Here is a 22,925-nt window from a genome sequence, read left to right on the forward strand (position 1 = left end):
TCTCCCTGTTTGGAAAACTTGTGCTAAACTAGCAGAGGAATGGATTCCGGGCATGCGAGGACGCCTGGAACCTCCGAAAGCTGAAGGGAGGGTTTCCCATGATTCGATCCGTACGTCACGGGATTCGGCAGCTGCTGCTTTTCGGCTGGCTGGAAGCTCTTTCGTGCCTGTTTCCCGTTCTTATTTTTATCAGTCTGGCTGTTCTGAAGACGGCCGATGTGCCCCACATGTATGACCTTATGCTGGTCATTTGTCTGCTGATTCAATGGGCGATGGTCCGGACGGGGCTTGAAACAAGGGATGAAGTGAAAGTGATCTGCCTGTTCCATCTGATCGGGCTGGCGCTGGAGATTTATAAGGTGAATATGGGCTCCTGGTCGTATCCGGAGGAAGCCTGGACGAAAGTATGGGGCGTACCGCTTTACAGCGGGTTTATGTACGCGAGCGTGGCGAGTTATTTGTGCCAGGCCTGGCGGAGATTGCATGTGGAGCTGACCCGCTGGCCTTCGCCTTGGTTTGCGGTTCCGCTCGGAGCCGCGATCTATCTGAATTTTATGACCCACCATTATATCTGGGATTTGCGCTGGGTGCTGACCGTGCTGCTGTTCGTGCTGTTTTTCCGGACTGCGGTCCTGTTTACCGTCGGCAGGAAAACGTACCGGATGCCGCTCGTCCTTTCTTTTTTTCTTATCGGCTTTTTTATTTGGCTGGCGGAAAATATCGCAACCTTCCTGGGGGCGTGGCAGTATCCGAACCAGAGGGAAAGCTGGCAGCTCGTTTCTTTCGGCAAAATGAGCTCGTGGTTCCTGCTTGTCATCGTGAGCTTTCTGATTGTCGCGCAGCTTAAGCGGGTCAAACAATCGGAAAATAAGCCTGACGGGAGAATGGCACCGGCGGCGGTTCCGGAGGAGTAGTCTATGTTTACAAATTGGGGAATGATTTTGCGGCTTGCGGTTCCGTCGATCGTGTCGTTCGCGGCCGCGACGCTGACGGGTACGATTAATTTGATGATGGTGGGCCCGATGGGAGCCCTCGTCATCGCTGCGGTAGGAATTTGCAACATTATTATGTATAATGCCTGGGCCGCCTGCTCGGGGATCGGTCACACGGTGAATTATCTTGTGGCTCAAAATTTCGGGGCCGGAGATATGAAGAAAGGCGTGGAGCGCACATACATCGCGCTTTATCTTTGCCTGGCTCTCATTGCCGTCATCCTGGCTGCGGGGTGGTTCGGAAGCGAAGGGATTCTGCGGCTGATGGGAAGCTCCGAAGAACTGGTTGCCGCTGGGAAGGAATATCTGGAGCTCCGGTTTTATGCGATGGCGTTTTCCGTGCTGAACTTTGTCCTTTTCGGGTTTCTGAGGGGAATCGGAGATACCCGGTCTCCTATGGCTCTGACGATTCTGGGGAATGCGGCAATGATCGTGTTCACCTACGGGTTGACGTACGGTCATCTCGGATTTCCCGAGCTGGGGCTCCCGGGCGCGGGGCTGGCCGTTCTGATCGGGGAAGCCATCTGCAGTATCGGCTCCTTGTATATCGTGTTTTTCCGGCTGCATGACAAATACCGGACCCGCACGCGGGTCAAACTGGACCGCAGGGAAGCGCGTCTGATTGCAGGCGAAAGCGGGAAGCTCGGCATGCAGGAATTCGCGATGAGCCTGGCGATGTTCGTCTTCACGATGTTCGTGACCCGCCTGGGGACGGAGGCGCTGGCCGCCAACGAGATTGCCCTGAACGTGATGTCGCTCGGCTTCATGCCGGCTTTCGCCTTCGCCTCCACGGCGACGATCCTCGTCGGACGCGAAGTCGGCAAGCACCGGCCCGACCTGGCCCGCCGGTACGGCACGGACACGGCGGTGCTAGGCAGCATCTGCCTGCTTGTGCTGGGTGCGGTGGAATTCGTTTTCGCGGTTCCGATCGCGAGGCTGTATTCCCAGGACCCGGAGGTTTACGCGCTTGCCGCCGATCTCATCCGGATTTCCGCGTTTTTGCAGCTGTTTGACGGTCTTCTGAATTTCTACGCGGGAGGTCTGCGGGGAATCGGAGATACGACCTTTCTGCTGGGAACTTCGCTTGTGCTCAGCTGGGTCTTTTTCGTGCCGCTCGCGTATTTGCTCACCTTTGTGTGGGGATTCGGTTCGGCCGGCGCGTGGATTTCGCTGTATGCGTTTATTGCCGCCTTCGGCCTTGCCGTCATGTACCGGTTCTACCGGACGGACTGGGCCGCGGTGCGGATTAAAGAGGCCGAAGGCCGCTGAATGGACGGCCGGGTTCCGGCTGTCCTTTTTTTATGGGAGATGTGCAGCGAAGACCCGGATTGCTCGCGGGACACGCGGGGTAAGAATAGGTAACAGCACAGGCGTGCACGGGAGGAGGGGGAAATGATGATGGGATGGCTTTGGGCCGTTCAAGTGATCTTGTTTGCCGCCGGTACCGGTCTTGGAATGTCGGACGCCCGGCGTAAAAGTACGGAGGTCCGGCTTCCGTTATGGGTGCGGATGCTGATCAGTCTGACGCTTACCGCGGCCGCTTTTGCTTTGTGGCGGGACGATCCGGCCTCTTCCTCCAAAGAGTGGATTTTCTGGGGAATGGCCTGGTCGTTTATCGGGGATTTGTCCATGGCCGGGATCATCCCCTGGAGGCACCCGATGATCGGCGGAATGCTGACGTTCGCCGTGGCGCACGTCTTCTATATCGCGGCGTTTGCGGCTGCCCTGCATCGTGAGGGATTTGACCTTATGAACGCGGGCCTGGCCGTCGCTGCCGTGTTCTACGTTCTGGTGCTGATCGCCGCCTGGCTGCTCCTGATCCGCAATCCCGACGCTCCGCGCCTGTTCAACACCGGCTCGCTCGTTTACGGCTTGTGGATCGGGGCCATGGCGTCGGCTGCGGCTGCTATGGCCTGGTCCCTTGGCGGGGCGCTCTGGCTGACGGCTGTCGGCGGGCTGCTCTTCGTCGTATCGGACACGATCATCGGGGCCGCAGCCATCGGCGGCAGGTCGCTCCGGCATCAGGGTTACTGGGTCTGGCTGACATACGTGGCGGCTCAGATGTGCATCGTTTACGCGTTTACCCTGTGACCCCGTCTTTAGGCAGCGTCTGCACGAACCGGGCAAAGGCGGCGGTATGGTCGATTTTCTGCTTGACGGACCAGTCGCCGATGCTTTTGTTGTGACGGGCGAACTGCTTTTCAATGGCTTCGTAATCGCCGTAAAATATTCTCCCGTCCAGACCGGCCCAGTTAATGGCATGCCTATATTCCACAGGGCCGGTTTTGAACGGAACGAGGTATTCCACGAGAATATGTTTGCGCCTCAGAATCTCATATTCACTGCTTGCGACGATTTCTTCCGTGAGACAAATTTCGTCTATAACGGCCCCGGACCATTGCTGGATGTTTTCGAGGTTGTACGCATTTGTGATTCCTTTGCCGAAAATGTTTTTCTGATTCTCCGATTCGTGAACGGTGACGGGACCTTTGGAAATCGCGCCTCTGAGCGGGGCGCCCCGCTGCATAAAAAACAGCAGAGCGCTGAAAGCCGCGTTCACGATGTTCACGAACTGGACGGGCGAGGTTCCTTCCGTCCACATGATGATGCTGTCGGACACCGACAGCACTTGAATAGCGCTGGGCATGCCCAGCTCGGAGTTTACATCGTCCATCATTTTTTTCGTCCGGTTGATGTTGTGCATAATGTCGTTGGAAAAGATGGTTTGCAGGTCGAGGTGACTGTTCTTATCCACCAGATCTTTAAAGCCGAGAATGTCCAGGAACGCCACGTAACTATCCTCGATCGTTTTCAATTCCCACACCCCCCGCTTTAAAAATGCCCTTTGAATTCGTCGCCTTACAAACGTTTGCCGCAATAAACCGGCTCAGCCGGCTGAATCAGGAACTGCTGCATGACGAGCTGCTGCATGAAGACGAGCTGCTGCAGGACGAACTACTGCAGGACGAGCTGCTGCACGAAGACGAACTGCTGCAGGAGCTGCCGTCGGACGAGCCGCTGCAGGACGAACTGCTGCCGGACGAATTGCTGTCAGACGAGCCGCCGCAGTCCGAAGAGCTGCAGTTCGAGCTGCTGCAGTCCGAATCGCCGGACCCGTTCCCGCCGCTCCCCTCGCGGTCGTCGTCCCCGTTCAGGATGGAGTAGAATAGCAGGGCGCTGAGGGCGCCGTAACCCGCGCCGGAGACGTCGCTCGCGTTAAATGAAGAGGCCGGCGTCCTCCCGGCCGAAGACATCCTGCGGGAATCTCCGGCTGCAGCGGCCGGCGGGGCATTCTGGATGCCGTTGAAAAGGTGGTACACCAACTCCTGAACGGCATCTTCATAAATGCCGATCGTATTCGGCTTGAAATAATCCCGCCGGATGCGATTCCAGTCAAAAGCGCGGGCATATGCGACAAATTCGGGGTGAAGCTTGCGCTGCCCGAACTTCCCGAGCAGTTGCTCATTTTCCGGGTGGAAGCGGAACACAAGGGAGTAAACGAGCTCGAACAGGGCTCTATCGTGCTCGCCCGGTTGAAGCGCATCGCCGACATGCGGCGAATGGTGAATCATTTCCCCCAGAAGATCTCTGCAAAACTCCTGATAATCGCGGGTGAACATCAAAGCTTCGTGCCAGATTTCATCCACGGACGTGCTGTACATGCCCACATTATTCAAGTAAATATTGATCGCCAGAAAGCGTTTGAACTCCAGGAAGATCCAGGAATACTCGGTTTCGGAAATGTCCGGATGCTCTTTCAGCACGCGTGCTTTTACATGGTCCCAATACCGGGGGTATTTGCCGAAAACCTCATTGAACCGGGCTTCTACCGGTTTCAGGCTGTCGTTCTCCAGCACGCCCAGCCCATACGGAGCGAAAGAGGAAAACAACTGGACGGGCGGCGTTTTTGGCTGCTTTTGCACAGGCTGTGATTTCATACTAGTAAAAAACCATTTAAAAAAAGACACGTGAAACCTCCAAAATCAGGGCGCTACCTGTTTAGTTCGTTGCTCGGTTAGTTGCTTTGTTTATGGTTCTGCTAGATCCATGCTCCGGAACGTCAGCTGCTATCTTTGTGCGGTCGTAGTACTCAAACGCCGCGTTAAGAAACTCCAGCAGTTCGGGCTCGAACGGGTACAGGTTCATCGGATTTCCCTCCGCGCCGTGCAGCTCCCAGTACTTGTTCATCAGAGCCTCATTGCCGTCAAAAGCCTCTAAGGCCAGCGCCGTGATCCGTGCAGCCACTTCCTGAGCGGCCGGAGAAGCCGGATTTTCGTGCATGAAGGCCCTTGCCTGTGCAACCTCTTCCGTCCAGCGCACGGTGAGGGGGTCGCCTTTGTTCAGATTAGGCAGCTTGCGAAGCAGCTTCCGCTCCTCGGACGTGAAATGCTCGCGGATGAAGCGCTGCTTGGCCGCGGGATCTTTTTGGCTGAGCCGGATCATTGAAAACATCGTGTTCCAGTTCAGGGTGCCTTCTATTTGGACGGAATGGATCGTAACGCGGAGCATGCCTTCCAGTTCTTCGAGTTTCTCTTTCTCGCGCTGAACCATTCGAAGCTGATCTTCCAGGCAGGAGAGCCAGTCGGTTCCGTAACTGTCGAGCATTTCATGGACGGCTTTTAACCCGAGTCCCATTTTTTTGAGAATCGAAATCTGTTCCAAGCGCATAACATCCTCGTCGGAGTAAAGCCGGTGGCCGCCTTCCGTGGAGCCGGAGGGCTTCAGCAGCCCGATCTGATCGTAATGGTGCAGGGTGCGCACCGTGATGTTCGCTTTACGTGCAAGTTCACCAACGGAATACATGTCATCCGGATTTCCTTTCCCGATAGGGTTCTTTTCCTATTCTTATATCCTAAATCGTTCCAGTTCGAGCTTCAAGCTGTTTTTTATCCGGAGGCGGAGACCGGAGCCGGAAAACCGAATAAAGGAAACTGAAGTTTGCAAGTGGCCGCATCCGGAAACGGATGTAAAAGTAAATCGGCCGAATAGAGCGGCCTTCCCCGGGCGAAAACTAGGAGGGCAGAGCGGAGAATCGACTCGTCGACGAACCGTACCCCTTTACGAAAAGGAGTGTCGTTTCATGACCCAATCGAAAAACCGGAAGGAAGGCTTGGCCAAAAGCCGCAAGCAAAGACAGAATCCCCACGGAAAAATCCGCTCGCTGAAAGAAATTGCCGCCGAAACTCATCAGGGAATAGAGGATTAGGAAAAAAAGTTCTGTCCGCCCAGCGGACATCTCCCAGGCAATCCGGCCTCCCGGCGGCAACGCAAAAAAGCCCGCGCATTATGCCGCGGGCTTTTAATTTAGACCGTTATGCAGCCTTGCGGACCGCCGGACAGCGGCTTTCCCGCAAGGCTGTGCTGAATCCGCGCATCGCGTACAGAGGGATGCGAACATGCCGGTGAGCAGGCGGCCGGGACATGCGGTGCGGTTCTTAGATGCTGAACTCCGCATGCTTCAGATGGCGGGTCTCTACCTGAATGGTGGCATGCCGGATTTTATACTCGTTCTCCATACAGGTAACGGCCTGCTGGAGAACCTCCTGGCTGTCGGCTTCATCGTCGATGAGCAGATGACAGCTGAAAGAATCCATGCCGGACGTGATCGTCCAGATGTGAAGATCATGGATGTCGCGGACGCCGGGAATACGCAGCAGGGTATTGCGGACATCGTCTGCGTCGAGGCGCGAGGGGACTCCTTCGAGCAGGATATGCGTGGCGGATTTCAGCACGCCCCAGGCGCTGCGCAGAATGAGCAGCGAGACCAGAATGGAGATAATCGGGTCCGCCTGATACCACTGGAACGCCTGCATCAGAAGCCCGGCGATTATCGCCCCTACGGAGCCGAGCGCATCCCCGAGGACGTGCAGATAAGCGCTTCTGATGTTGAGGTTGTCTTTGGCGCCGCCCATCCGGGTCAGAAACCAGGCGCTGACGAGGTTGGCGGCCAGGCCGACGACGGCGATAAGCGTCATCGTGCCGCTCGCGATTGCAGGCGGGTGCGAAAAGCGTTCGACGGCCTCCCGGATGATCAGGATGGAGAGGACGACGAGGGTGACGCCGTTCAGCATGGCCGTTAAAATCTCCACGCGGTAGAAGCCGTACGTTCTTCTGGGCGAGGCGGGACGGGCCGCAAACCACATGGCGACCAGACTGAGCAGCAGAGACGCCGCATCGCTCAGCATATGCCCGGAATCCGACAGCAGGGCCAGACTGTTCGTCAGCAGACCGCCGACGAATTCCAGTACCATAATGCCCGTTGTGATGAGAAAAGCGATAAACAGCCCTTTTTTACTGCTGGGGCCGTGATGATGCCCGATTCCGCCATGTTCGTGATCATGTGAATGATCGTGGGAATGCCCGTGATCGTACCGGTGAATTTGGCCGCTTGCGGCACCGGCTGCTTCCCGTTTTTTTAAGTCGCTCATACCGCTATTCCTCCTTTGCGTGACGCATGTTTGATAAAATTTGGATGCCTTATCTTTGAATAAGTAAGGAAAAATAAGAATCATACTGGATTTAAATTAATATATGAGCAAATATTCATATGTTATTTTTATAGTAACCAATTCAGAAGATTTTAACAAGCCCAAATTTTTATGAATGACGAGAAAAAAATTTCAGTTTAAAGGTTATTGAAATACCCCCATGGGGTATGTTATGCTGTTTATGAGGGAGGTTGAACAAGATGGTACTCCATTCCGAAAAGGATAACGGCAGCACCGCAGGCGAAACGGGCATCGCTCCGCTTGCTACGGCAGATGCCGGAACTTCCTGCCATACACATACGCGCGACGACGATACGGAAAGAAGAAGCCATCACAGCGACAAGGTGAAGAATAACTTGATTTCCAGGCTGAACCGGATCGAAGGTCAGATCCGCGGCGTCAAAGGCATGATCGAGAAAGACACGTACTGCGACGATGTGCTCAACCAGATTGCCGCTGTGCAGTCCGCCTTGAACAGCGTGGGCAAACTGCTGCTGGAAGGGCATATGAAAAGCTGTGTGATCGAACGGATTCAGGAAGGCGATACGGATGTGATCGACGAACTGCTCGTTACCGTCAACAAGCTTATGAAATAAACCCGAACTAATCGGAAGAGGAAGAAAGGGGCAAGAAAAATGGAAAAACTGACTTTGAAAGTGGAGGGCATGTCCTGCCAGCATTGTGTAAATTCGGTAGAAAAAGCGGTTGGAGGGCTGGGAGCGAAGGCTCAGGTTCATCTGGCCGAAGGCCGTGTCGAAGTGGAATACGATGCGGGTGCCGTGAAGCCCGAGCAAATTAAAGAAGCGATCGAAGAGCAGGGCTACGACGTCGTATAAACCGGCTAAGCGCCAAGCCTGCCCGAAGAATCACCGCGCTGTCTAAGCAAGGCGGCAGAGCCTTCCCGCGGGCTAAATGAGAACAAAAACACCCGAATTTTTCATTCCGGGTGTTTTTTTGTTCTACCGGTAGCCCAGGCCGAACGAAATGTTGCGCGTCGTCAGGAGAACCTGCTGCAGGAAAGCATCCTGCTGCGGAATGACCCGGTCCGACGGCCCGATAAGGCTGACGGACGCGACAATCTCGCCCGTCGCATCCCGGATCGGAGCCGCCATCCCCGTCACGCCGACGTTGCGCAGATTCGTCGAAATCTCGTAGCCGCGGCTGCGGATAGCCGCAAGCCGTTCTTTGATTTCGTCCGGCGACTGTATGGAATGCGGTGTATACGTGCGGATTCCGTCCGCGAGCACACTGTCGATAAACGCCTCCGGCCGGTAAGCCAGCATCACGCGAGACGCGGAGGTGGCATACAGCGGAAAGCGGCGGAACGCGTCTACATTAAAGCGGATCGGATGCTGGGAATCGATTTTATCCACATATATGGCGTCTTTTCCGTCGACGACGCACAGGCAGGCCAGCTCTTTCGTTTTTTCGGCAAGCTGCTGCAGGTAAGGTTTGGCGAAGTCGACGAGATTATGATCACGAAGCACTTTCGTGCCGAGTTCGAGCAGAGTAAAACCGAGCGAGTACTGCTTCGTACTCGGATTTTGCGAAATAAACCCGTCGCTTTCGAGCGTAGCGAGCAGCTTATGAACGGCGCCTTTAGACAACTGAAGCCGTCGGCTCAGTTCGGTGACTCCGAGCTCCTTCGGACCGTCCAGAAACTCTTTGAGCAGGCGGCTGCTGTTTTTAACGGAAGACAAATGGTGCTCCATGAACAGACTCCCCCAGGCGGTCATATCGTCGGAATATCCCGACATGCAAGCAAATTATTGCTATTGTAGCATACTTATTTTGGGTTTCCTAGAGGTGCTTTAGAGGTGCTTCGGACGAGTTCCGCTCCGGAAAAATAATCTTTTTTTAAACCTGACATATGTATTGCTAGGCTGGAAAGAGCGTGATAGAATCACTTTAAGATTTCCTTATAGGAAACATTGTTCACATATAGTGAACGATCACAGAAAACCAATTAGAAGGGATGTCCATCCATGAAAAAGAAAATCGGGGTCTTGGTTTCAGTTGCCGCTCTGTGCGGATCACTTCTTGCAGGATGCGGATCTTCAAAAGAGCCGGCAAAAGAAGCCGCTGTTTCGCCGGGAGCATCGACTTCAGCGCTGCAGCCGGAGAAAGAACTTGTTGTTGCGGGTAACGGAGCTACGGTAGAAGAGCTGATGAAAGACGAAATTTTCAAACGTTTCAAAGCGAAATATCCCGACATCAAACTGACGTATGTATCCGGCGTATCGACCGAAATCGTCGCCAAAGCGAAAGCGGTTAAAAACGATCCGCAGACGGACGTGGCCATCATTGAAGGCGGCGAGCAGGAAATCGGACGCAAAGAGGGTCTTTTCGAACCGCTGAAAGAAGCGGATATTCCGAACATGAAAAACGTGATCGCCGATCTGAAAGTGGCCGAAGACAGCGGGGTCGCCGTCAACTTCACGCCGATGGGCATCTCCTATAACGAAGCAATTGTGAAAGAAAAAAATCTTCCGATTCCCGAGTCCTGGAACGATCTGGCCCGTCCCGAAATGAAAGGCAACCTCACCCTGACCGAGATTTCCAGCAACTTCGGCCGTTCGGCTCTGATCATGCTGGCTTATGCGAACGGCGGGTCGGAGAAAAATATGGACCCCGGCTTCGAAAAACTGAAAACGATTGCAGGATACATGCCGACCTTTGCCAAAAGCGCCGCGCAGCTCCAGCAGAACCTGCAGAACAAATCGGCGGCGTATACGTCCTGGACGATGGCCCGCAGCATTGTGCAGAAGGACCAGGGGGTCGAGCTGAAGTTCGTCGTACCGAAGGAAGGGGCTAACCTGGTGCCGAACGTGGCCACGATGACCAAGAACGCGAAGCACCCGAACGCCGCGAAGCTTTTCATCGACTTCCTTTTAACGGACGAAGTTCAGACCTTGTACGCTTCAAAGCTGTATTATAACCCGGCCACATCCGTAAAGCTCCCGGAAGATATATCCAAAAAAATCGAATTCGACCGCTCCAAAATCGTGAAATTCGATTACGAAACCGTAGGCGGCAGCACCGCCGGATGGATTGACCGCTTCAACAAGGAAATCGCACCTTCGGTAGGCAAATAGATTCGGAAAACAGGTGATTCAGTTGGAAAAGAGGATAGATGTCGAACTTAAAGCCGTCCGTAAAACGTTCGGTTCCAACGTGGTCGTCGATAACTTTGACCTGCAGATCGAGAAGGGGGAGTGCATCTCCTTTCTCGGCCCTTCGGGGTGCGGCAAGACGACGACGCTGAACATGATTGCCGGGTTCCTGGACCCGGACGGCGGTGAAATTTCGATCAAAGGCAAGCGTATGAACGGCGTTCCTTCGAATAAACGGGACCTGGGCATGGTGTTTCAAACTTATTCGCTGTTCCCGCATATGACGGTTGCCGAGAATGTAGCCTACGGGCTCAAGCTGCGCAAAATGCCGAAGGCGGAAATCAAAGACAAGGTGCGGAAGGTGCTGGAGCTCGTCAAGCTGCCCCATGTGGCCGACCGCTATCCGAAGCAGCTTTCCGGCGGGCAGCGCCAGCGGATCGCGATCGCCCGGGCGCTGGTGATCGAGCCGTCGCTGCTTCTGCTCGACGAGCCGCTCAGCAACCTGGACGCGAAGCTGCGGGAAGAGCTTCGCGAAGAGCTGAAGCGTCTGCACAAAGAGACGGGCGTCACGACGATTTTCGTCACGCACGACCAGGAGGAAGCCCTGTATTTGTCCGACCGGATCGTCGTGCTGGATCACGGCAAGGTCGAACAAATCGGCACGCCTTGGGACATATACAACCGTCCCGCCTCCGAATTCGTGCACACCTTCATCGGCAAATCCAACCGCCTGCCCGGCACGGTCCGGGGATCGGCAAACGGCGGGATGGCCGTGCAGACCGACGCCGGATTCGTGCTGGAGGCGTCCGCGGACGGACGCACGTTTACGACAGGGGAAACCGTGGTCGCCTATGTGCGTCCGGAGAAAATCCGCCTGACGGATCCCGGCGCGCTTGCGGATACCGTACGGGCCGCGGGGACGATCCGGCAGCTCGCTTTCCTCGGTTCCTTCGTGGAATGCGAGGTGGAGGTCGGCTCCGCGCTGCTTACCGTAAGGATGCAGATGCAGGACGGACTGGCGGACTACACCGCGGGCCAGCAGGTGGGACTGACGTGGAATCCGAAGGACGTCTTCGTATTCCCGCGGAAGGAGCAGTAGGCCATGCAGGCGAAATCCTCCCGCTTCCGCCGCCTGTCGTCCTGGACGGGGCTGTTTCTTCTGGCCCCCAGTCTGATCGTTCTGCTCGGCGCGTTTCTCATCCCGATGATCTACATCCTGCTCCAGAGTTTGCAGGACGCCGAGCAGCAGTTCTCGCTGCACAATTACCTGCTTTTCGTACAAGACTCGTATTATGCGGGCATCTTGTGGCGGACGATCAAGCTCAGCTTGTATACCGTCCTGCTGACGCTCATTCTCGGTTACCCGGTTGCGCTCTTCATGTCCAAGGCGTCGGGCAAAATGCGCGGACTCGTCACGTTTCTGATCATTTCGCCGCATCTGATCTCCGTGGTCATCCGCAACTTCGGCTGGGTCGTCATTCTGGGCGACAAAGGCTGGGTCAACAGCTCTCTGATCAAGCTCGGACTGATCGACAAACCGCTTAAGCTTCTGTACAACGAGCTTGGCGTGGTCATCGGACTCACGGATTCCTTTATCGTGTACATGGTGCTTGCGCTGGCGACGAGCTTGTATGCCGTCGACCAGTCCCTGTACAAAGCGGCGGGAATTCTGGGCGCCTCGAAGGCCCGTTCGTTTTTCTCCATCACGCTGCCGCTCAGCCTGCCGGGCATTTTTGCCGGGACGACATTGGTGTTCAGCTTGTCCATGAGCGCTTTCGTCACCCCTGCCCTGATGGGCGGAAGCTCGGTTAAAGTCATGCCGGTCATCACGTACGAGAAAATTATGGCCACGCTCGACTGGCCGCTCGGTTCGGCGCTCGCCTTCCTGATGCTGGCTTCCACCTATGCGCTCGTGACGGTATTTACGAAAATCGTGGAAACGAAGCGCTACCGGGAGGTGTTCTCGTGATCAGACGCATCCCGTGGCTCGGCATCGTTACATTTATCGTGCTGCTTTTCGTCATTTCACCGCTGCTGGTCATTATTCCGACCTCGCTTACGTCGGCCAATTATTTGTCCTTCCCACCGGAAGGCTTCTCGCTGAAATGGTATGAGAAAATTTTGGACCGGCCGGAATTTATCGAATCGTTTATTTTCAGTTTGGAGCTGGCGGCTCTGTCGGCCGTTTTGTCTACAATCATCGGCACGCTGGCCGCCATGGCGATCCACAAATACAAGTTCCCGGGGAGCGGCTTCGTCAACGCGCTGCTGCTGTCTCCGCTCACCGTTCCTTCTATTATAATAGGGATGGCTGCGCTGCTCTTCTTCACCCGGATCGGCCTGGCGGGAACCTTCACGGGACTGCTGATCACCCACATGCTCATTTCGATCCCGTATGTGGTCCGGCTGACGATGACGGGGCTGAGCGCTTACGATTACACCTTGGAGCGTGCGGCTTACATTCTGGGGGCCAGCCCGTTTCAGGTTTTCCGCGACATCACGCTGCCGCTGCTTCGTCCGGCCATTTTGTCCGGGATGATCTTCTCGTTCCTGACTTCGTTCGATAACGTGACGGTTTCGCTGTTCCTGGTCTCCCCGGAGACGACGACTCTGCCGATGGCGATTTTCAGCTATATGCAGGAAACGCTCAATCCGCTAGTCGCTTCGGTTTCGTCCGTCGTCATCCTGCTCAGTCTGGTGTTTATTTTCATTCTGGAGCGGGTGTACGGGCTCGATAAGCTCTTCGGCACGAATTCGCATTCTCATTAAGATTTCTTTATTCAGGCAAGTCCGGATTCACTCCATAAAAAAAGAGGGGCGGCATGCGGATTGCATGCCGTCCGTTTCTTCCGCAGCGCGTTCGTACGGACGTACCCGTTTATTTTGCGCAAAGAAAGGTTTATTTCGTATGTCAGACGTAACTCTTGTGGAAAAATACATGCCGGAGCTGCTCCGGCTCTTGGAAGAAAGCGTAAATATGGACTCGCCTTCACGGAATAAGGCGCTCTGCGACCGGATGGCGGACTGGTACGAGATCCAGTTCCGGCGTTTGACCGGGGGAACGGTAACGCGCCTTCCCCATGAGGTCGCGGGCGACCGGCTGCTCTGCGAGTGGGGCGCCGGCAGCCGGCGCATTCTGCTGCTGGGCCATTACGATACCGTGTGGCCCGAAGGCGAAGCGTCGCGGCGGCCCTACGGCGTCCGCGGGGGCAGAGCTTTGGGGCCCGGCGTGTACGACATGAAGCTGGGGCTGCTTCAGGCGATGTTCGCGTTGAAGCTGCTCGGTGACGAGGGACGCGGTCCCGCGGAAGATGTTACCGTCGTGCTGCTGATCAACAGCGACGAAGAGATTTCCAGCCCCAGCTCGCGCGGGCTGATTGAGCAGACCGCCCGGGGCTGCGAGGCGGTCTTCGTGCTGGAGCCTCCGATGGAGCCGGAGGGCGCGCTCAAAACCGGCCGCAAAGGAAGCGGCCGCTACAAGCTCATCGTGGAAGGAATTGCCGCCCATGCGGGCGTGGACCCTTCCAAGGGCGTTTCGGCCATCGAGGAGCTGGCGCACCAGATCCAGCATCTGCACGGCCTCACCGATTACGGCATCGGCACGACGGTGAACGTCGGCATCGTGCACGGAGGCATCGGCACGAACGTGGTCGCGGACCGCGCCGAAGCCGAGATTGACGTGCGCGTGAAGACGTCGGCCGAGGCCGAGCGGGTGCACGCGCTGATCGCGGGCCTCCGCTCGCACCTGCCGGGAGCCCGGCTCCGCATCGAGGGCCGCATGATGCGCCCGCCGATGGAGCGCACGGACGCGATCGCGCGGCTGTACGGCCTCGCGCGGAGAATCGCCGCGGACGAGCTGGGCTTCGAGCTCGGCGAGACGGCGACCGGCGGCGTCAGCGACGGGAACTTCACCGCGGCGTGCGGGGTCCCGACGCTGGACGGCCTCGGCGCGCGGGGAGATTTCGCGCACTCGCCGGACGAGTATGTGCGGCTGGACGAAATCGCGCCGCGTACGGCTCTGCTCGCGCGGCTGATCGAGACGGTCGCGGCGGGGGAGAGGCGGTAAGCTGGCGTGAGGAGTAGGCTGTCCTGCCGCAGGCTGTGGAGTCACACAGCCGGTTCCGCACGGTTTGGTGTGCATACAACCCGTTCGACAGACTTTGTTCTGTCGGACGGGTTTATTTTTGTTGGGCAAAAGTAAAAAAAAGCAAACACCCATTCGAGACAAACAGGTGTCGCATCGAAGTGATAACCTAAATAATGGAATTGATATCATGATCTGGGGAAGGGGATTGTGCGGAGAGATGGATACGGGGAGAAAACTTATGCTGGATGTCGGCGTCATCTGTGAAGAACTGGGGCTGAGGAAGGACTACATAGAGAATGTCGTGAAGAAGAACGGACGTATGAAACCGGGGGCGCAGGAAGCGGAAGACGGACAGGAAGACGAACAGGAAGACGGAGAGGAGGACGAACAAGACAAGGACAAGAAGGATACGGATAAGGCAAAAGAAAGGAAACAAAAAAGGAGTTGGGACAAGAGGAAGGCCGGGAGTAAGGGCTGGAGCAATGACCCGAGCAATGACCGGAGCCAGGTCAAAGAAATTCCTCAGCCTTGTCCGAAAGCGGGGGACGGCTCTCCCGAAGCCTCTTCCGGTTTTCTGTTTTTATGGAAGAAGTAGGAAGGTCCGGGGCCGGTGTCGAATTAACTCCAATAGGCACATAGACCTAACGGAATGGAGTGAGACAAGCCCTTATGATGGACAAAGTCATCCGATTGTTTCATATTATCCTGGCCATTCAAGCAAATCCCGGAATTTCGGCTTCGGACATCGCCCGTAAATGCGGAATTAATCCCCGGACGGTTTACCGGGATCTCGCTACATTAAGCCTGATAGCGCCGATCACCAACGACGGCAGGGGGACCGGGTACCGGTTTATGGGGAAGTTTTTCTTGTACCCGTTAAACTTTACGGAGCAGGAGGCGCTCGTTTTCTCGATGCTTCCTTCGGTCCTCGATACGGAAAAGCTGCCGCCTGGGTTTGACCAGGCTTATCATAAAGTAATGGCCACTCACGGGAAGGAAAAGAGCCATCACCGCGACATCGTGCAAAATATTACGGACATTATTCAGATGGGAGCGCCCGCTTACCGGCAGGAGCATCCGAATTTTTTGGAGACGATTATCTGCGCCATTCTGGATCAGAAAACCATTTCTACCGTTTATCATACGATGTCCCGCAACAAAACGACGGAGAGGAACATTGATCCGTATTACCTCGTGCCGCGTGAACGGCGCTTTTACCTCATCGGCTACTGTCATTTGAAGCGGGAAGTGCGCACGTTCCGGATGAGCCGTTTTCAGCAGGTGGAGGTGACCGGGCAGGCTTTTGAAAAAGGGGATTTTAACATCCGGCAGTACCTTAAGAACACCTGGTCCATCGAGCGCGGGGACAAAAACATGACATTCAAGGTGAAGTTTAACGCGGAAGTGGCGCGGTACGTCAAGGAAGAGGAACTGTTCGTTCACCCCCGTATGCGCGACCGCAAGGATGGGAGCCTCATTTTCGAGGTGACGGTAAACAATGAGCGCGAGTTTCTCAATTGGGTGATGCAGTACGGTCCGGCGGCGGAAATTTTGGAGCCTAAAGCCGTGCGGGAGAAGCTCAAGCAGCAGCTGAACCAATGGGTGGAGCTGTACAAGTGAAGGGGGCGGTACTGTAGGCGCCGCACGGATTCCGGCTATGGCAGCCAGCCATGGCATAAGGCAGACGGACTAGATTTCAACGCTTGGAGATAGTCCGTCCAGAGCCTTCCGCCCTAACATAAAAAACCTGCCCCGCGGCCTATTGCCAAACAGCCGGGGCAGGTTTTTGTTTAGGAGATAAGACCGGTTTCGCGCCCTATTTTTTTGAGCGCCTCCAGGGCAAAGTCCAGATCGTCCTGAGAGTGGGCCGCCGTAATGATCAGCCGGATGCGGCCTTTGTCGGCGGCAACGGTCGGGAAGACGATCCCCTGGGCGAAGACGCCTTCCTCCAGCAGGCGGTTGGAGAAATGCATGGTAGCCGCGGCGTCCCCGATAATGATGGGGATAATCGGCGTCTCGCTGGCTCCGGTATCGAAGCCGGCTTGAATCAGCGCCTTGCGGAAACCGTGGGCATGAGACCACATCCGTTCCACCAGCTCCGAGCTGCTGCGAAGAACGCGGATGGCCTCCAGACAGCTGGCCGCAACGGAAGGCGGATGGGACGTGCTGAACAGAAACGGCCTCGCCTTGTGGATCAGCACTTCCTTCAGCGCCTGGCTTCCGGCCGCGTAACCGCCGACCACGCCGATCGCTTTGGACAGGGTGCCGATCTGGATATGCACCCGCCCGTGCAGGTTGAAGTGGTCGGTGGAGCCTTTGCCGTTGCGGCCGAGCACGCCGCTGGCATGGGCATCGTCGACGCATACGATGGCGTCGTAGCGTTCGGCCAGTTCGACGATGGCCGGCAGGGGCGCGATGTCCCCGTCCATGCTGAACACGCCGTCCGTCACGATAAAGCGCTTCCGGTACTGGCCGCTGGCGCGGAGAACGTCTTCGAGCGCGTTCATGTCCTTGTGCCGGTAGATTTTGCGCGCCGCTTTCGACAACCGGATTCCGTCGATAATGCTCGCATGATTCAACTCGTCGCTGATCACGACATCGCCATCCTGCAGCAGTGTGGAGAACACGCCGAGGTTCGTCGTAAAACCGGACTGGAAGACGAGTGCGGCTTCCGTTCCTTTGAACGCGGCAAGCTCCCGTTCCAGCTCGTCGTGAATCTTCAGCGTTCCGGCTATCGTCCGTACGGAACCGCTGCCGGCGCCATATCGGTATACCGCATCCGCGGCGGCCCGCTTGAGATCGGGATGATTGGCAAATCCGAGATAGTTGTTCGAGGAAAGCTGAAGCACCCGCCGGCCGTTCAGTTCCATCCAGACATCCGAGGCACTTTCCCATACGGCGGGCAGCCGGTACCGGCCTTCCCGTTTAAGCTGCTCCAGTTCTTCCGCCAAATAATCCAATCCGCTCATATGTTCATCCTCCGTTTTCTAAATATGAGTAAAGACGACCTTGGCGCATTGGCCCGAAGCCATCAAGTCAAAAGCTTCCTCGTACCGGTCGAGTGTAAACGTATGCTGGACGAGCGGCTGAAGGTCGATGCGGTTTTGGTCCAGCAGCCCCTTAATCTGGTGCCAGGTGTTGTACATGCGCCGTCCGGTTATCCCGTGGACCTGAAGGCCTTTGAAAATAACATGCCGGGACAGGTCGATCGGCACGGAATGAGCCGGAATACCCAGAAGAGAGACGCGGCCTCCGGGTGACATCGCTTCCAGCAGGTCGTTGATGGCGCGGGCATTGCCGGACATTTCGAGGCCGACTTCGGCTCCTTCGCCGCCCGTCATCTCCCGGATCCGCTCCGGGGCGGAGACCGCGGGAGACGACTGGATCGTCGCGTCGGCGCCCAGCTTCCGGGCCATATCCAGCCGGTAGGCGTTAAGGTCGACGGCGATGATTTTGCCTGCGCCCGCGGCCTTCGCTACCTGGACGGCCATGAGGCCGATCGGGCCCACACCCATGACGACGACGGACTTGCCCACGATGTCGCCCGACAGTACGGACTGGACCGCATTGCCCAGCGGGTCCTGCAGGCAGGCCAGCTCGAAGGGCAGAGACCTGTCGTTCGGGATGATGTTGACCGCCTTGGTCACCGCATAGTCGGCAAAACAGCCCGGCGCGGTTATGCCGAAGCTTCGCGTATGAGGGCAGACATGAGCGTTGCCCGAACGGCATTGTTTGCACATTCCGCAGACGATGTGGCCCTCGGCGGACACATAATCCCCGACGCGGACGCTGCTCACCTGCGAGCCCACCTCATGCACGACGCCCGCAAATTCATGGCCGAACACATTGGGGGTCACGACGTGCTGTTCGGCCCAGTCGTCCCAATGATAAATATGCATATCCGTTCCGCAGATCGAGCTCGCTTTCACCCGGATCAACACTTCATCCGGCCCGCATTCGGGGACGGGCACCTCCATCAGAACGGCTCCGGCTTTGCGGTGCGCTTTGACAAGTCCAACCATGGTTTGGGTCATGACCAGCATTCTCCTTTTGAGAAATGATCGTTATAAAGTACTTATGTGCGTTATGAAGTACCTGAATGCTGCTATAGTAACCCAAACTATATTAGCGTGTAAATAAAAAAATTCCCGCAGGAACCAAAACATTCCTACGGGAAAGGATAAAACCTGAAACACCGGACTAGAACGGAGCCGGTATAGAGCGGTACCGAACTAGAATGTAACCGGACTAGAACGGATACAAAATGACGCTCTGGATATGAACGACTTCGTCCGTGCTGTTTCGGTAAATGTGGCTCTGGTCGGCGTGAAACCGGATGGCGTCGCCGTTTTCCGCTACGATCACCTGCTCGCCGATCTGCATCTCAAGGGTGCCGCGGGTGACCGACACGTATTCCTCCACTCCCTCGTGATGAGGGTCGGATTCATATTCGCAGCCGGGCTGCAGCTCCACGGAATAAATCTCGAAGCGGGAGCTTCCGTCGTACGGAAAGAGTGGATAAGCCGTATATTTTCCCTCTTCCGACGACATCGGAAACAGCTCGGATTTCTTCACCAGCGTAACCGACGGCTTCTCATCCTCGATGAGCGCCGAAACCGAGATATGCAGGCCGTGGGCGATTTTCCACAATATCGTGATGGTGGGGTTCGATTCCGCCCGTTCGATCTGGGCCAGCATCGTTTTGCTGACGCCCGTCAGTTCCGCGAGCTTATCCAGGCTGAGCCCGCGCGAACGGCGGATTTTTTTGAGATTGCCCGCCACCCGTTCTACCATGTTATCCATCTGTGTACCTCCGTAGTAAACGTTCTGCGCTTTCCCTCCATCATACCATCATCGGGCTTTGCGGAAAACGGCTGTCCGGGACAGTGTGATCGTCTGGGCCCAATTGCCTATAACGGTTGCCTGCCCGAGGCTTGTGTGTGATAAGATGGGGAGGATGAGAAGGAACAGGAAGGAGGGGAGAACCCTTGACCAGGCTTAAAGATATTGCGGATGTGATCGGCGTCTCCATCTCCACCGTGTCCAGGGCGATCAGCAACGATACGAGCCGGCCGGTGAGCGAAGAAACGAAACGGAAAATAAGGGAAGCCGCCTTGAAGCTCGGTTATCCGCTGGACGATACCCCGGGAGCGGCCGCGAGCCGGACCCAGATCGCCTGCGTGATTCCCGGCAAGCTGCTGGGCAATCATCCGTATTTCTCGGAGGTGCTCCAGGGATTTCACGGGAAGATGGCCGAGATGGGGCAGCCCGCCGCCATCGTCCGGACCTTCGAGGAAGTGAACGACGCGGAACGTTTCCAGGCTATGCTGACTGAGTCGGGGGCACGGGGAGTGCTCGCGCTGGGCTGGTACGACAAGGAGCTTCACGAGCTGCTGGAGCAGCAGGGCATTCCCATTCTCGGCGTCAGCCTGAACGACGATTCCCTGAGAATGCCCATCGTGGACTGCGACCGGGTGTCGGCCGCCCGGATGGCGGTGGGGCATCTGCTTGATCAGGGGCATACGAAGATCGGGTATGTGGGCGGCCCCGCTTTTTTCAGAAAGCTGGAGAACGACGAACGGTTCATCGGCTTCCAGTTCGCGATGCTCCAGGGCAACCTGCCGATCCGCAAGGAGTGGATCGTCAATACGAACTGGGACGTGGACCTGAGCTACCGGCTCGTGACCGCCATGCTGCAGGAGCTGCCCCGGGCGGACTGGCCGACCGCCATGTTCTGCGCCAGCGATATGCTGGCGATCCCGGCGATGAGGGCGGCGCTCGAACAGCAGTGCCGTATCCCCGAAGACATCGCCTTCGTTGGCATGGACAATATCGGGTTCTCGCAGTATACGAGCCCGCCGCTCACTTCGATCGACGTGCCGCGGCAGGAAATCGGCAAGCTGGCCGCCAAATTCCTCTGCGACTACGTAGAGGAGGACTACCGGATTCCGCCGCGGATTTTGCTGCCGTGCTCCCTGATCGTCCGGGAATCGTCGGTCCACGATATCCGGCCTTAGAAGGGGAGTAAAGAGAGTGTGCGTACAAGCAAGAGTCTGACAGAACGATGTCAGGCTTTTTTAGCTGCGCTTTTTTATCCAAAAAATTTGGATTCATTTTAGCCAAAAAGTTGTTGCATTCCTCGGGTCGATTTGGTAAATTAGGGTCAACAAGTTTCTTGTAAGCGTTTTCTAAGACGATTAATGTTCTGCCTGTCTTACAAAATCGTTGAATCACCCTGATTTCCGACGAAAATGATTCCAAAAATTATCCAAATATAAAAATAATTTTGGATAAGCGTTTTGCAGTCCTAGAATCATTTCGTGGGGCTGAAAGCGAATCGAACGCATTTCATTCCCGGAAGGAGAATTAACGTGGCTGAAACTATTCTCAAACGCAGCGGCCCGGAAACGGGGGCGCATCCTCGCCCGGTTCCGCGCAAACTGACGCTGGGCAGGCGGATTCTCCGCAATTGGCAGCTTTATCTGCTGATTTCGCCCGTCGTGCTTTATTACATCGTGTTTCACTATGTGCCGATGTACGGCCTGCAAATCGCTTTCAAGGATTTTGTGGCGAACAAGGGAATTTGGGGCAGCGCCTGGGTCGGATTCGACCATTTCCAGCGTTTTTTCAACAGTTACTTTTTTCAGCGTCTGATTACGAATACGATCGGTCTCGGTCTTTACACATTGGCGCTCGGATTTCCGATCCCGATTATTCTTGCCCTCCTCATGAACGAAGTCCAATCCCAGAAGTTTAAAAAATTCGTTCAAACCGTCACCTACGCGCCCCACTTTCTTTCCACGGTCGTCGTTGTAGGCATGATGATGATGTTCCTGAATCCCAGATACGGCCTCGTCAACACCTTTCTCGGGATGTTCGGCGTCAAGCCCGTCAACTTTCTGGCCGATCCTTCCTGGTTCAAAACGCTCTATGTGCTCTCCGATGTGTGGCAGACGATGGGGTGGAGCTCCATTATTTATCTGGCGGCTCTCGCCGGCGTAGACAATCAGCTTCACGAGGCGGCGCGCGTGGACGGGGCGACCCGGCTCCAGCGCATCTGGCACATTAACCTTCCCGGCATCCGCCCGACGATTGTCATCCTGCTTATCCTGAATTTGGGGAGCGTCATGTCCATCGGTTTCGAAAAAGTGCTCCTAATGCAGAACACCCTCAACATGCAAAGTTCCGATATTATCGATACCTACGTATACCGCAGCGGGATTCTCGACGCGGATTACAGTTTTTCCGCCGCCGTCGGCCTGTTCAGTACGGTAATCAACTTCATTCTGCTGATCAGCGTGAACTGGATCTCCAAACGCTTCAGCGGATCGAGCCTATGGTAGGGAGAGGGAGAAGAGATGGAAAATACCCGTGAAGACCGCTTGTTCAACACCGTCATTTACCTGGTTCTCGGGCTGGTGCTGCTGATCGTCCTGTACCCGCTGGTATTCGTGCTCAGCGCTTCGTTCAGCGAACCCCAATACATTATGAACGGGGAAGTGCTGCTCTGGCCCAAGGGGCTGACGCTGGACTCGTACACCAAAATTTTCGAGGACGGCCAAATTATGAGGGGCTTCGGAAATACGCTCCTGTATACGACTACGGGGACGTGCCTCAACGTGATCATGACGATTCTGGCGGCGTATCCCCTTTCCCGCAAAGACTTCGTGGGCCGCAACCTGTTCATGGGCCTGTTCGTGTTCACGATGTTTTTCAGCGGCGGGCTCATTCCGACCTACATCCTGATCAAAAATCTCGGCCTGCTGAACTCCTTCTGGGTCATGATTTTGCCCGGCGCCGTGTCCATCTGGAACATCATCATCATGCGGACCTTTTTCCAGCAGACGATTCCCGGAGAGCTTGAAGAGGCGGCGACCATCGACGGCTGCTCCAATATGCAGATCCTGACGCGGGTCATCCTGCCGCTGTCCATGCCGATCATCGCCGTCACCATTCTGTTCTACGCGGTCGGGCACTGGAACTCGTTCTTCAACGCCCTGCTGTACTTGTCCGACAAAAGCAAGTTTCCGCTTCAGCTCGTCCTGCGCGAAATTCTCATTCAAGGGCAGACGGACAGCCTGGTCAAAATGTCGACGGAATCGGCGATCAAGCAGCAGCGGGCGGTGGAAGGCATCAAATATGCCGTTCTCGTCCTGGCTAACCTCCCGATGTTCCTGCTCTATCCGTTCCTTCAGCGGTACTTCGTCAAAGGAATTATGATCGGCGCCATCAAAGGCTGATCGTT

24 protein-coding genes are annotated in these 22,925 nt (G+C 56.0%); 16 read left to right on the plus strand and 8 right to left on the minus strand.

Going from position 1 to position 22,925, the window contains the following annotated elements; translation table 11 throughout:
• Positions 1-98: 98 nt before the first annotated feature.
• From ABH899_RS04315 to ABH899_RS04325, 3 genes are all read left to right on the plus strand, one after another.
• Complete coding sequence (locus tag ABH899_RS04315) at positions 99-914, plus strand: DUF817 domain-containing protein (RefSeq protein ID WP_369994297.1); 816 nt, start codon at positions 99-101, stop codon at positions 912-914.
• Positions 915-917: 3 nt separating this feature from the next.
• Positions 918-2,261 (plus strand): MATE family efflux transporter, encoded by a 1,344-nt coding sequence (locus ABH899_RS04320; protein WP_369994300.1) that lies wholly within the window; start codon positions 918-920, stop codon positions 2,259-2,261.
• Positions 2,262-2,384: 123 nt separating this feature from the next.
• Positions 2,385-3,083: a lysoplasmalogenase family protein gene (locus tag ABH899_RS04325; protein WP_369994303.1), complete on the plus strand. Its 699-nt coding sequence runs from the start codon at positions 2,385-2,387 to the stop codon at positions 3,081-3,083.
• On the opposite strand, the gene ABH899_RS04330 is transcribed toward ABH899_RS04325, so the two are convergent.
• The 3 genes from ABH899_RS04330 to ABH899_RS04340 form a co-directional block, all read right to left on the minus strand.
• Complete coding sequence (locus tag ABH899_RS04330; RefSeq protein WP_369994305.1) at positions 3,073-3,807, minus strand: hypothetical protein; 735 nt, start codon at positions 3,805-3,807, stop codon at positions 3,073-3,075. The two genes, ABH899_RS04325 and ABH899_RS04330, sit on opposite strands and share 11 nt — an antisense overlap.
• An 85-nt stretch (positions 3,808-3,892) precedes the next feature.
• Entirely contained in the window at positions 3,893-4,960 is a 1,068-nt protein-coding gene (locus ABH899_RS04335; protein ID WP_369994306.1) for a glycine-rich domain-containing protein, read from the minus strand.
• A 31-nt stretch (positions 4,961-4,991) separates the two neighbouring features.
• Positions 4,992-5,795 (minus strand): MerR family transcriptional regulator, encoded by an 804-nt coding sequence (locus ABH899_RS04340; protein WP_369994308.1) that lies wholly within the window; start codon positions 5,793-5,795, stop codon positions 4,992-4,994.
• A 277-nt stretch (positions 5,796-6,072) separates the two neighbouring features.
• Here ABH899_RS04340 and ABH899_RS04345 point away from each other — a divergent pair, with 277 nt between their 5' ends.
• A complete protein-coding gene (locus tag ABH899_RS04345) occupies positions 6,073-6,198 on the plus strand; it encodes a DUF6254 family protein (RefSeq protein WP_009676143.1) in 126 nt (41 codons plus the stop codon).
• A 229-nt stretch (positions 6,199-6,427) separates the two neighbouring features.
• Here ABH899_RS04345 and ABH899_RS04350 read toward each other — a convergent pair whose 3' ends face one another.
• Entirely contained in the window at positions 6,428-7,420 is a 993-nt protein-coding gene (locus tag ABH899_RS04350; RefSeq protein ID WP_369994310.1) for a cation diffusion facilitator family transporter, read from the minus strand.
• A gap of 260 nt (positions 7,421-7,680) precedes the next feature.
• Here ABH899_RS04350 and ABH899_RS04355 point away from each other — a divergent pair, with 260 nt between their 5' ends.
• Together ABH899_RS04355 and ABH899_RS04360 are read left to right on the plus strand one after the other, a co-directional pair.
• Positions 7,681-8,076 carry a metal-sensitive transcriptional regulator gene (locus ABH899_RS04355; RefSeq protein ID WP_369994312.1) on the plus strand — a complete coding sequence of 132 codons (396 nt, stop codon included), beginning with the start codon at positions 7,681-7,683 and terminating at the stop codon, positions 8,074-8,076.
• A 39-nt stretch (positions 8,077-8,115) separates the two neighbouring features.
• Entirely contained in the window at positions 8,116-8,316 is a 201-nt protein-coding gene (locus ABH899_RS04360; protein ID WP_009676142.1) for a copper ion binding protein, read from the plus strand.
• 123 nt (positions 8,317-8,439) lie between these two features.
• On the opposite strand, the gene ABH899_RS04365 is transcribed toward ABH899_RS04360, so the two are convergent.
• Positions 8,440-9,192, minus strand: a complete 753-nt coding sequence (locus ABH899_RS04365) for an IclR family transcriptional regulator (RefSeq protein ID WP_369994314.1) — start codon at positions 9,190-9,192, stop codon at positions 8,440-8,442.
• Positions 9,193-9,465: 273 nt separating this feature from the next.
• Between ABH899_RS04365 and ABH899_RS04370 the strand changes: the two genes are divergently transcribed.
• From ABH899_RS04370 to ABH899_RS04400, 7 genes are all read left to right on the plus strand, one after another.
• Complete coding sequence (locus tag ABH899_RS04370) at positions 9,466-10,575, plus strand: ABC transporter substrate-binding protein (RefSeq protein WP_009676137.1); 1,110 nt, start codon at positions 9,466-9,468, stop codon at positions 10,573-10,575.
• Between the two features lie 22 nt (positions 10,576-10,597).
• Complete coding sequence (locus ABH899_RS04375) at positions 10,598-11,692, plus strand: ABC transporter ATP-binding protein (protein WP_369994316.1); 1,095 nt, start codon at positions 10,598-10,600, stop codon at positions 11,690-11,692.
• Between the two features lie 3 nt (positions 11,693-11,695).
• On the plus strand, positions 11,696-12,562 hold the full coding sequence (locus ABH899_RS04380) for an ABC transporter permease (protein WP_009676077.1): 867 nt from the start codon (positions 11,696-11,698) through the stop codon (positions 12,560-12,562).
• Positions 12,559-13,362, plus strand: a complete 804-nt coding sequence (locus ABH899_RS04385) for an ABC transporter permease (protein WP_369994320.1) — start codon at positions 12,559-12,561, stop codon at positions 13,360-13,362. The genes ABH899_RS04380 and ABH899_RS04385 overlap by 4 nt, the downstream gene beginning before the upstream one ends.
• A 139-nt stretch (positions 13,363-13,501) precedes the next feature.
• Complete coding sequence (locus ABH899_RS04390) at positions 13,502-14,659, plus strand: M20 family metallopeptidase (RefSeq protein ID WP_369994321.1); 1,158 nt, start codon at positions 13,502-13,504, stop codon at positions 14,657-14,659.
• Between the two features lie 238 nt (positions 14,660-14,897).
• Positions 14,898-15,275 carry a hypothetical protein gene (locus tag ABH899_RS04395; RefSeq protein WP_369994323.1) on the plus strand — a complete coding sequence of 126 codons (378 nt, stop codon included), beginning with the start codon at positions 14,898-14,900 and terminating at the stop codon, positions 15,273-15,275.
• Positions 15,276-15,349: 74 nt separating this feature from the next.
• Positions 15,350-16,300, plus strand: coding sequence for a helix-turn-helix transcriptional regulator (locus ABH899_RS04400; protein ID WP_009676219.1), 951 nt, complete (start codon positions 15,350-15,352; stop codon positions 16,298-16,300).
• A gap of 170 nt (positions 16,301-16,470) precedes the next feature.
• On the opposite strand, the gene ABH899_RS04405 is transcribed toward ABH899_RS04400, so the two are convergent.
• The 3 genes from ABH899_RS04405 to ABH899_RS04415 form a co-directional block, all read right to left on the minus strand.
• On the minus strand, positions 16,471-17,649 hold the full coding sequence (locus ABH899_RS04405; RefSeq protein WP_369994326.1) for a glycine C-acetyltransferase: 1,179 nt from the start codon (positions 17,647-17,649) through the stop codon (positions 16,471-16,473).
• An 18-nt stretch (positions 17,650-17,667) separates the two neighbouring features.
• On the minus strand, positions 17,668-18,714 hold the full coding sequence (tdh, locus tag ABH899_RS04410; RefSeq protein WP_009676103.1) for an L-threonine 3-dehydrogenase: 1,047 nt from the start codon (positions 18,712-18,714) through the stop codon (positions 17,668-17,670).
• A gap of 214 nt (positions 18,715-18,928) precedes the next feature.
• The gene (locus ABH899_RS04415; protein WP_009676228.1) at positions 18,929-19,483 is read right to left on the minus strand and encodes a helix-turn-helix domain-containing protein; all 555 of its coding nucleotides are present in this window, start codon (positions 19,481-19,483) and stop codon (positions 18,929-18,931) included.
• 185 nt (positions 19,484-19,668) lie between these two features.
• Here ABH899_RS04415 and ABH899_RS04420 point away from each other — a divergent pair, with 185 nt between their 5' ends.
• The 3 genes from ABH899_RS04420 to ABH899_RS04430 all read left to right on the plus strand — a co-directional run bounded on the left by ABH899_RS04420 (position 19,669) and on the right by ABH899_RS04430 (position 22,920).
• Positions 19,669-20,697, plus strand: a complete 1,029-nt coding sequence (locus ABH899_RS04420) for a LacI family DNA-binding transcriptional regulator (RefSeq protein WP_369994330.1) — start codon at positions 19,669-19,671, stop codon at positions 20,695-20,697.
• Between the two features lie 354 nt (positions 20,698-21,051).
• Positions 21,052-22,023: an ABC transporter permease gene (locus ABH899_RS04425; protein ID WP_218229134.1), complete on the plus strand. Its 972-nt coding sequence runs from the start codon at positions 21,052-21,054 to the stop codon at positions 22,021-22,023.
• A gap of 15 nt (positions 22,024-22,038) precedes the next feature.
• The gene (locus ABH899_RS04430) at positions 22,039-22,920 is read left to right on the plus strand and encodes a carbohydrate ABC transporter permease (RefSeq protein WP_009676096.1); all 882 of its coding nucleotides are present in this window, start codon (positions 22,039-22,041) and stop codon (positions 22,918-22,920) included.
• The last annotated feature ends 5 nt before the right edge of the window (positions 22,921-22,925 follow it).

The sequence above is a fragment of the Paenibacillus sp. RC84 genome, assembly GCF_041260495.1.
In the GTDB taxonomy this organism is placed as follows: domain Bacteria; phylum Bacillota; class Bacilli; order Paenibacillales; family NBRC-103111; genus Paenibacillus_F.

Excerpts from the sequence above, each read along its gene's own strand:
- ABH899_RS04430 (WP_009676096.1), top strand. The coding sequence starts at position 22,039 with ATGGAAAATACCCGTGAAGACCGCTTGTTCAACACCGTCATTTACCTG.
- ABH899_RS04355 (WP_369994312.1), top strand. The coding sequence starts at position 7,681 with ATGGTACTCCATTCCGAAAAGGATAACGGCAGCACCGCAGGCGAAACG.
- ABH899_RS04365 (WP_369994314.1), bottom strand. The coding sequence starts at position 9,192 with ATGGAGCACCATTTGTCTTCCGTTAAAAACAGCAGCCGCCTGCTCAAA.
- ABH899_RS04390 (WP_369994321.1), top strand. The coding sequence starts at position 13,502 with ATGTCAGACGTAACTCTTGTGGAAAAATACATGCCGGAGCTGCTCCGG.
- ABH899_RS04370 (WP_009676137.1), top strand. The coding sequence starts at position 9,466 with ATGAAAAAGAAAATCGGGGTCTTGGTTTCAGTTGCCGCTCTGTGCGGA.
- ABH899_RS04345 (WP_009676143.1), top strand. The coding sequence starts at position 6,073 with ATGACCCAATCGAAAAACCGGAAGGAAGGCTTGGCCAAAAGCCGCAAG.
- ABH899_RS04360 (WP_009676142.1), top strand. The coding sequence starts at position 8,116 with ATGGAAAAACTGACTTTGAAAGTGGAGGGCATGTCCTGCCAGCATTGT.
- ABH899_RS04395 (WP_369994323.1), top strand. The coding sequence starts at position 14,898 with ATGGATACGGGGAGAAAACTTATGCTGGATGTCGGCGTCATCTGTGAA.
- ABH899_RS04320 (WP_369994300.1), top strand. The coding sequence starts at position 918 with ATGTTTACAAATTGGGGAATGATTTTGCGGCTTGCGGTTCCGTCGATC.
- ABH899_RS04400 (WP_009676219.1), top strand. The coding sequence starts at position 15,350 with ATGATGGACAAAGTCATCCGATTGTTTCATATTATCCTGGCCATTCAA.
- ABH899_RS04325 (WP_369994303.1), top strand. The coding sequence starts at position 2,385 with ATGATGATGGGATGGCTTTGGGCCGTTCAAGTGATCTTGTTTGCCGCC.
- tdh (WP_009676103.1), bottom strand. The coding sequence starts at position 18,714 with ATGACCCAAACCATGGTTGGACTTGTCAAAGCGCACCGCAAAGCCGGA.
- ABH899_RS04315 (WP_369994297.1), top strand. The coding sequence starts at position 99 with ATGATTCGATCCGTACGTCACGGGATTCGGCAGCTGCTGCTTTTCGGC.
- ABH899_RS04415 (WP_009676228.1), bottom strand. The coding sequence starts at position 19,483 with ATGGATAACATGGTAGAACGGGTGGCGGGCAATCTCAAAAAAATCCGC.
- ABH899_RS04350 (WP_369994310.1), bottom strand. The coding sequence starts at position 7,420 with ATGAGCGACTTAAAAAAACGGGAAGCAGCCGGTGCCGCAAGCGGCCAA.
- ABH899_RS04405 (WP_369994326.1), bottom strand. The coding sequence starts at position 17,649 with ATGAGCGGATTGGATTATTTGGCGGAAGAACTGGAGCAGCTTAAACGG.
- ABH899_RS04340 (WP_369994308.1), bottom strand. The coding sequence starts at position 5,795 with ATGTATTCCGTTGGTGAACTTGCACGTAAAGCGAACATCACGGTGCGC.
- ABH899_RS04380 (WP_009676077.1), top strand. The coding sequence starts at position 11,696 with ATGCAGGCGAAATCCTCCCGCTTCCGCCGCCTGTCGTCCTGGACGGGG.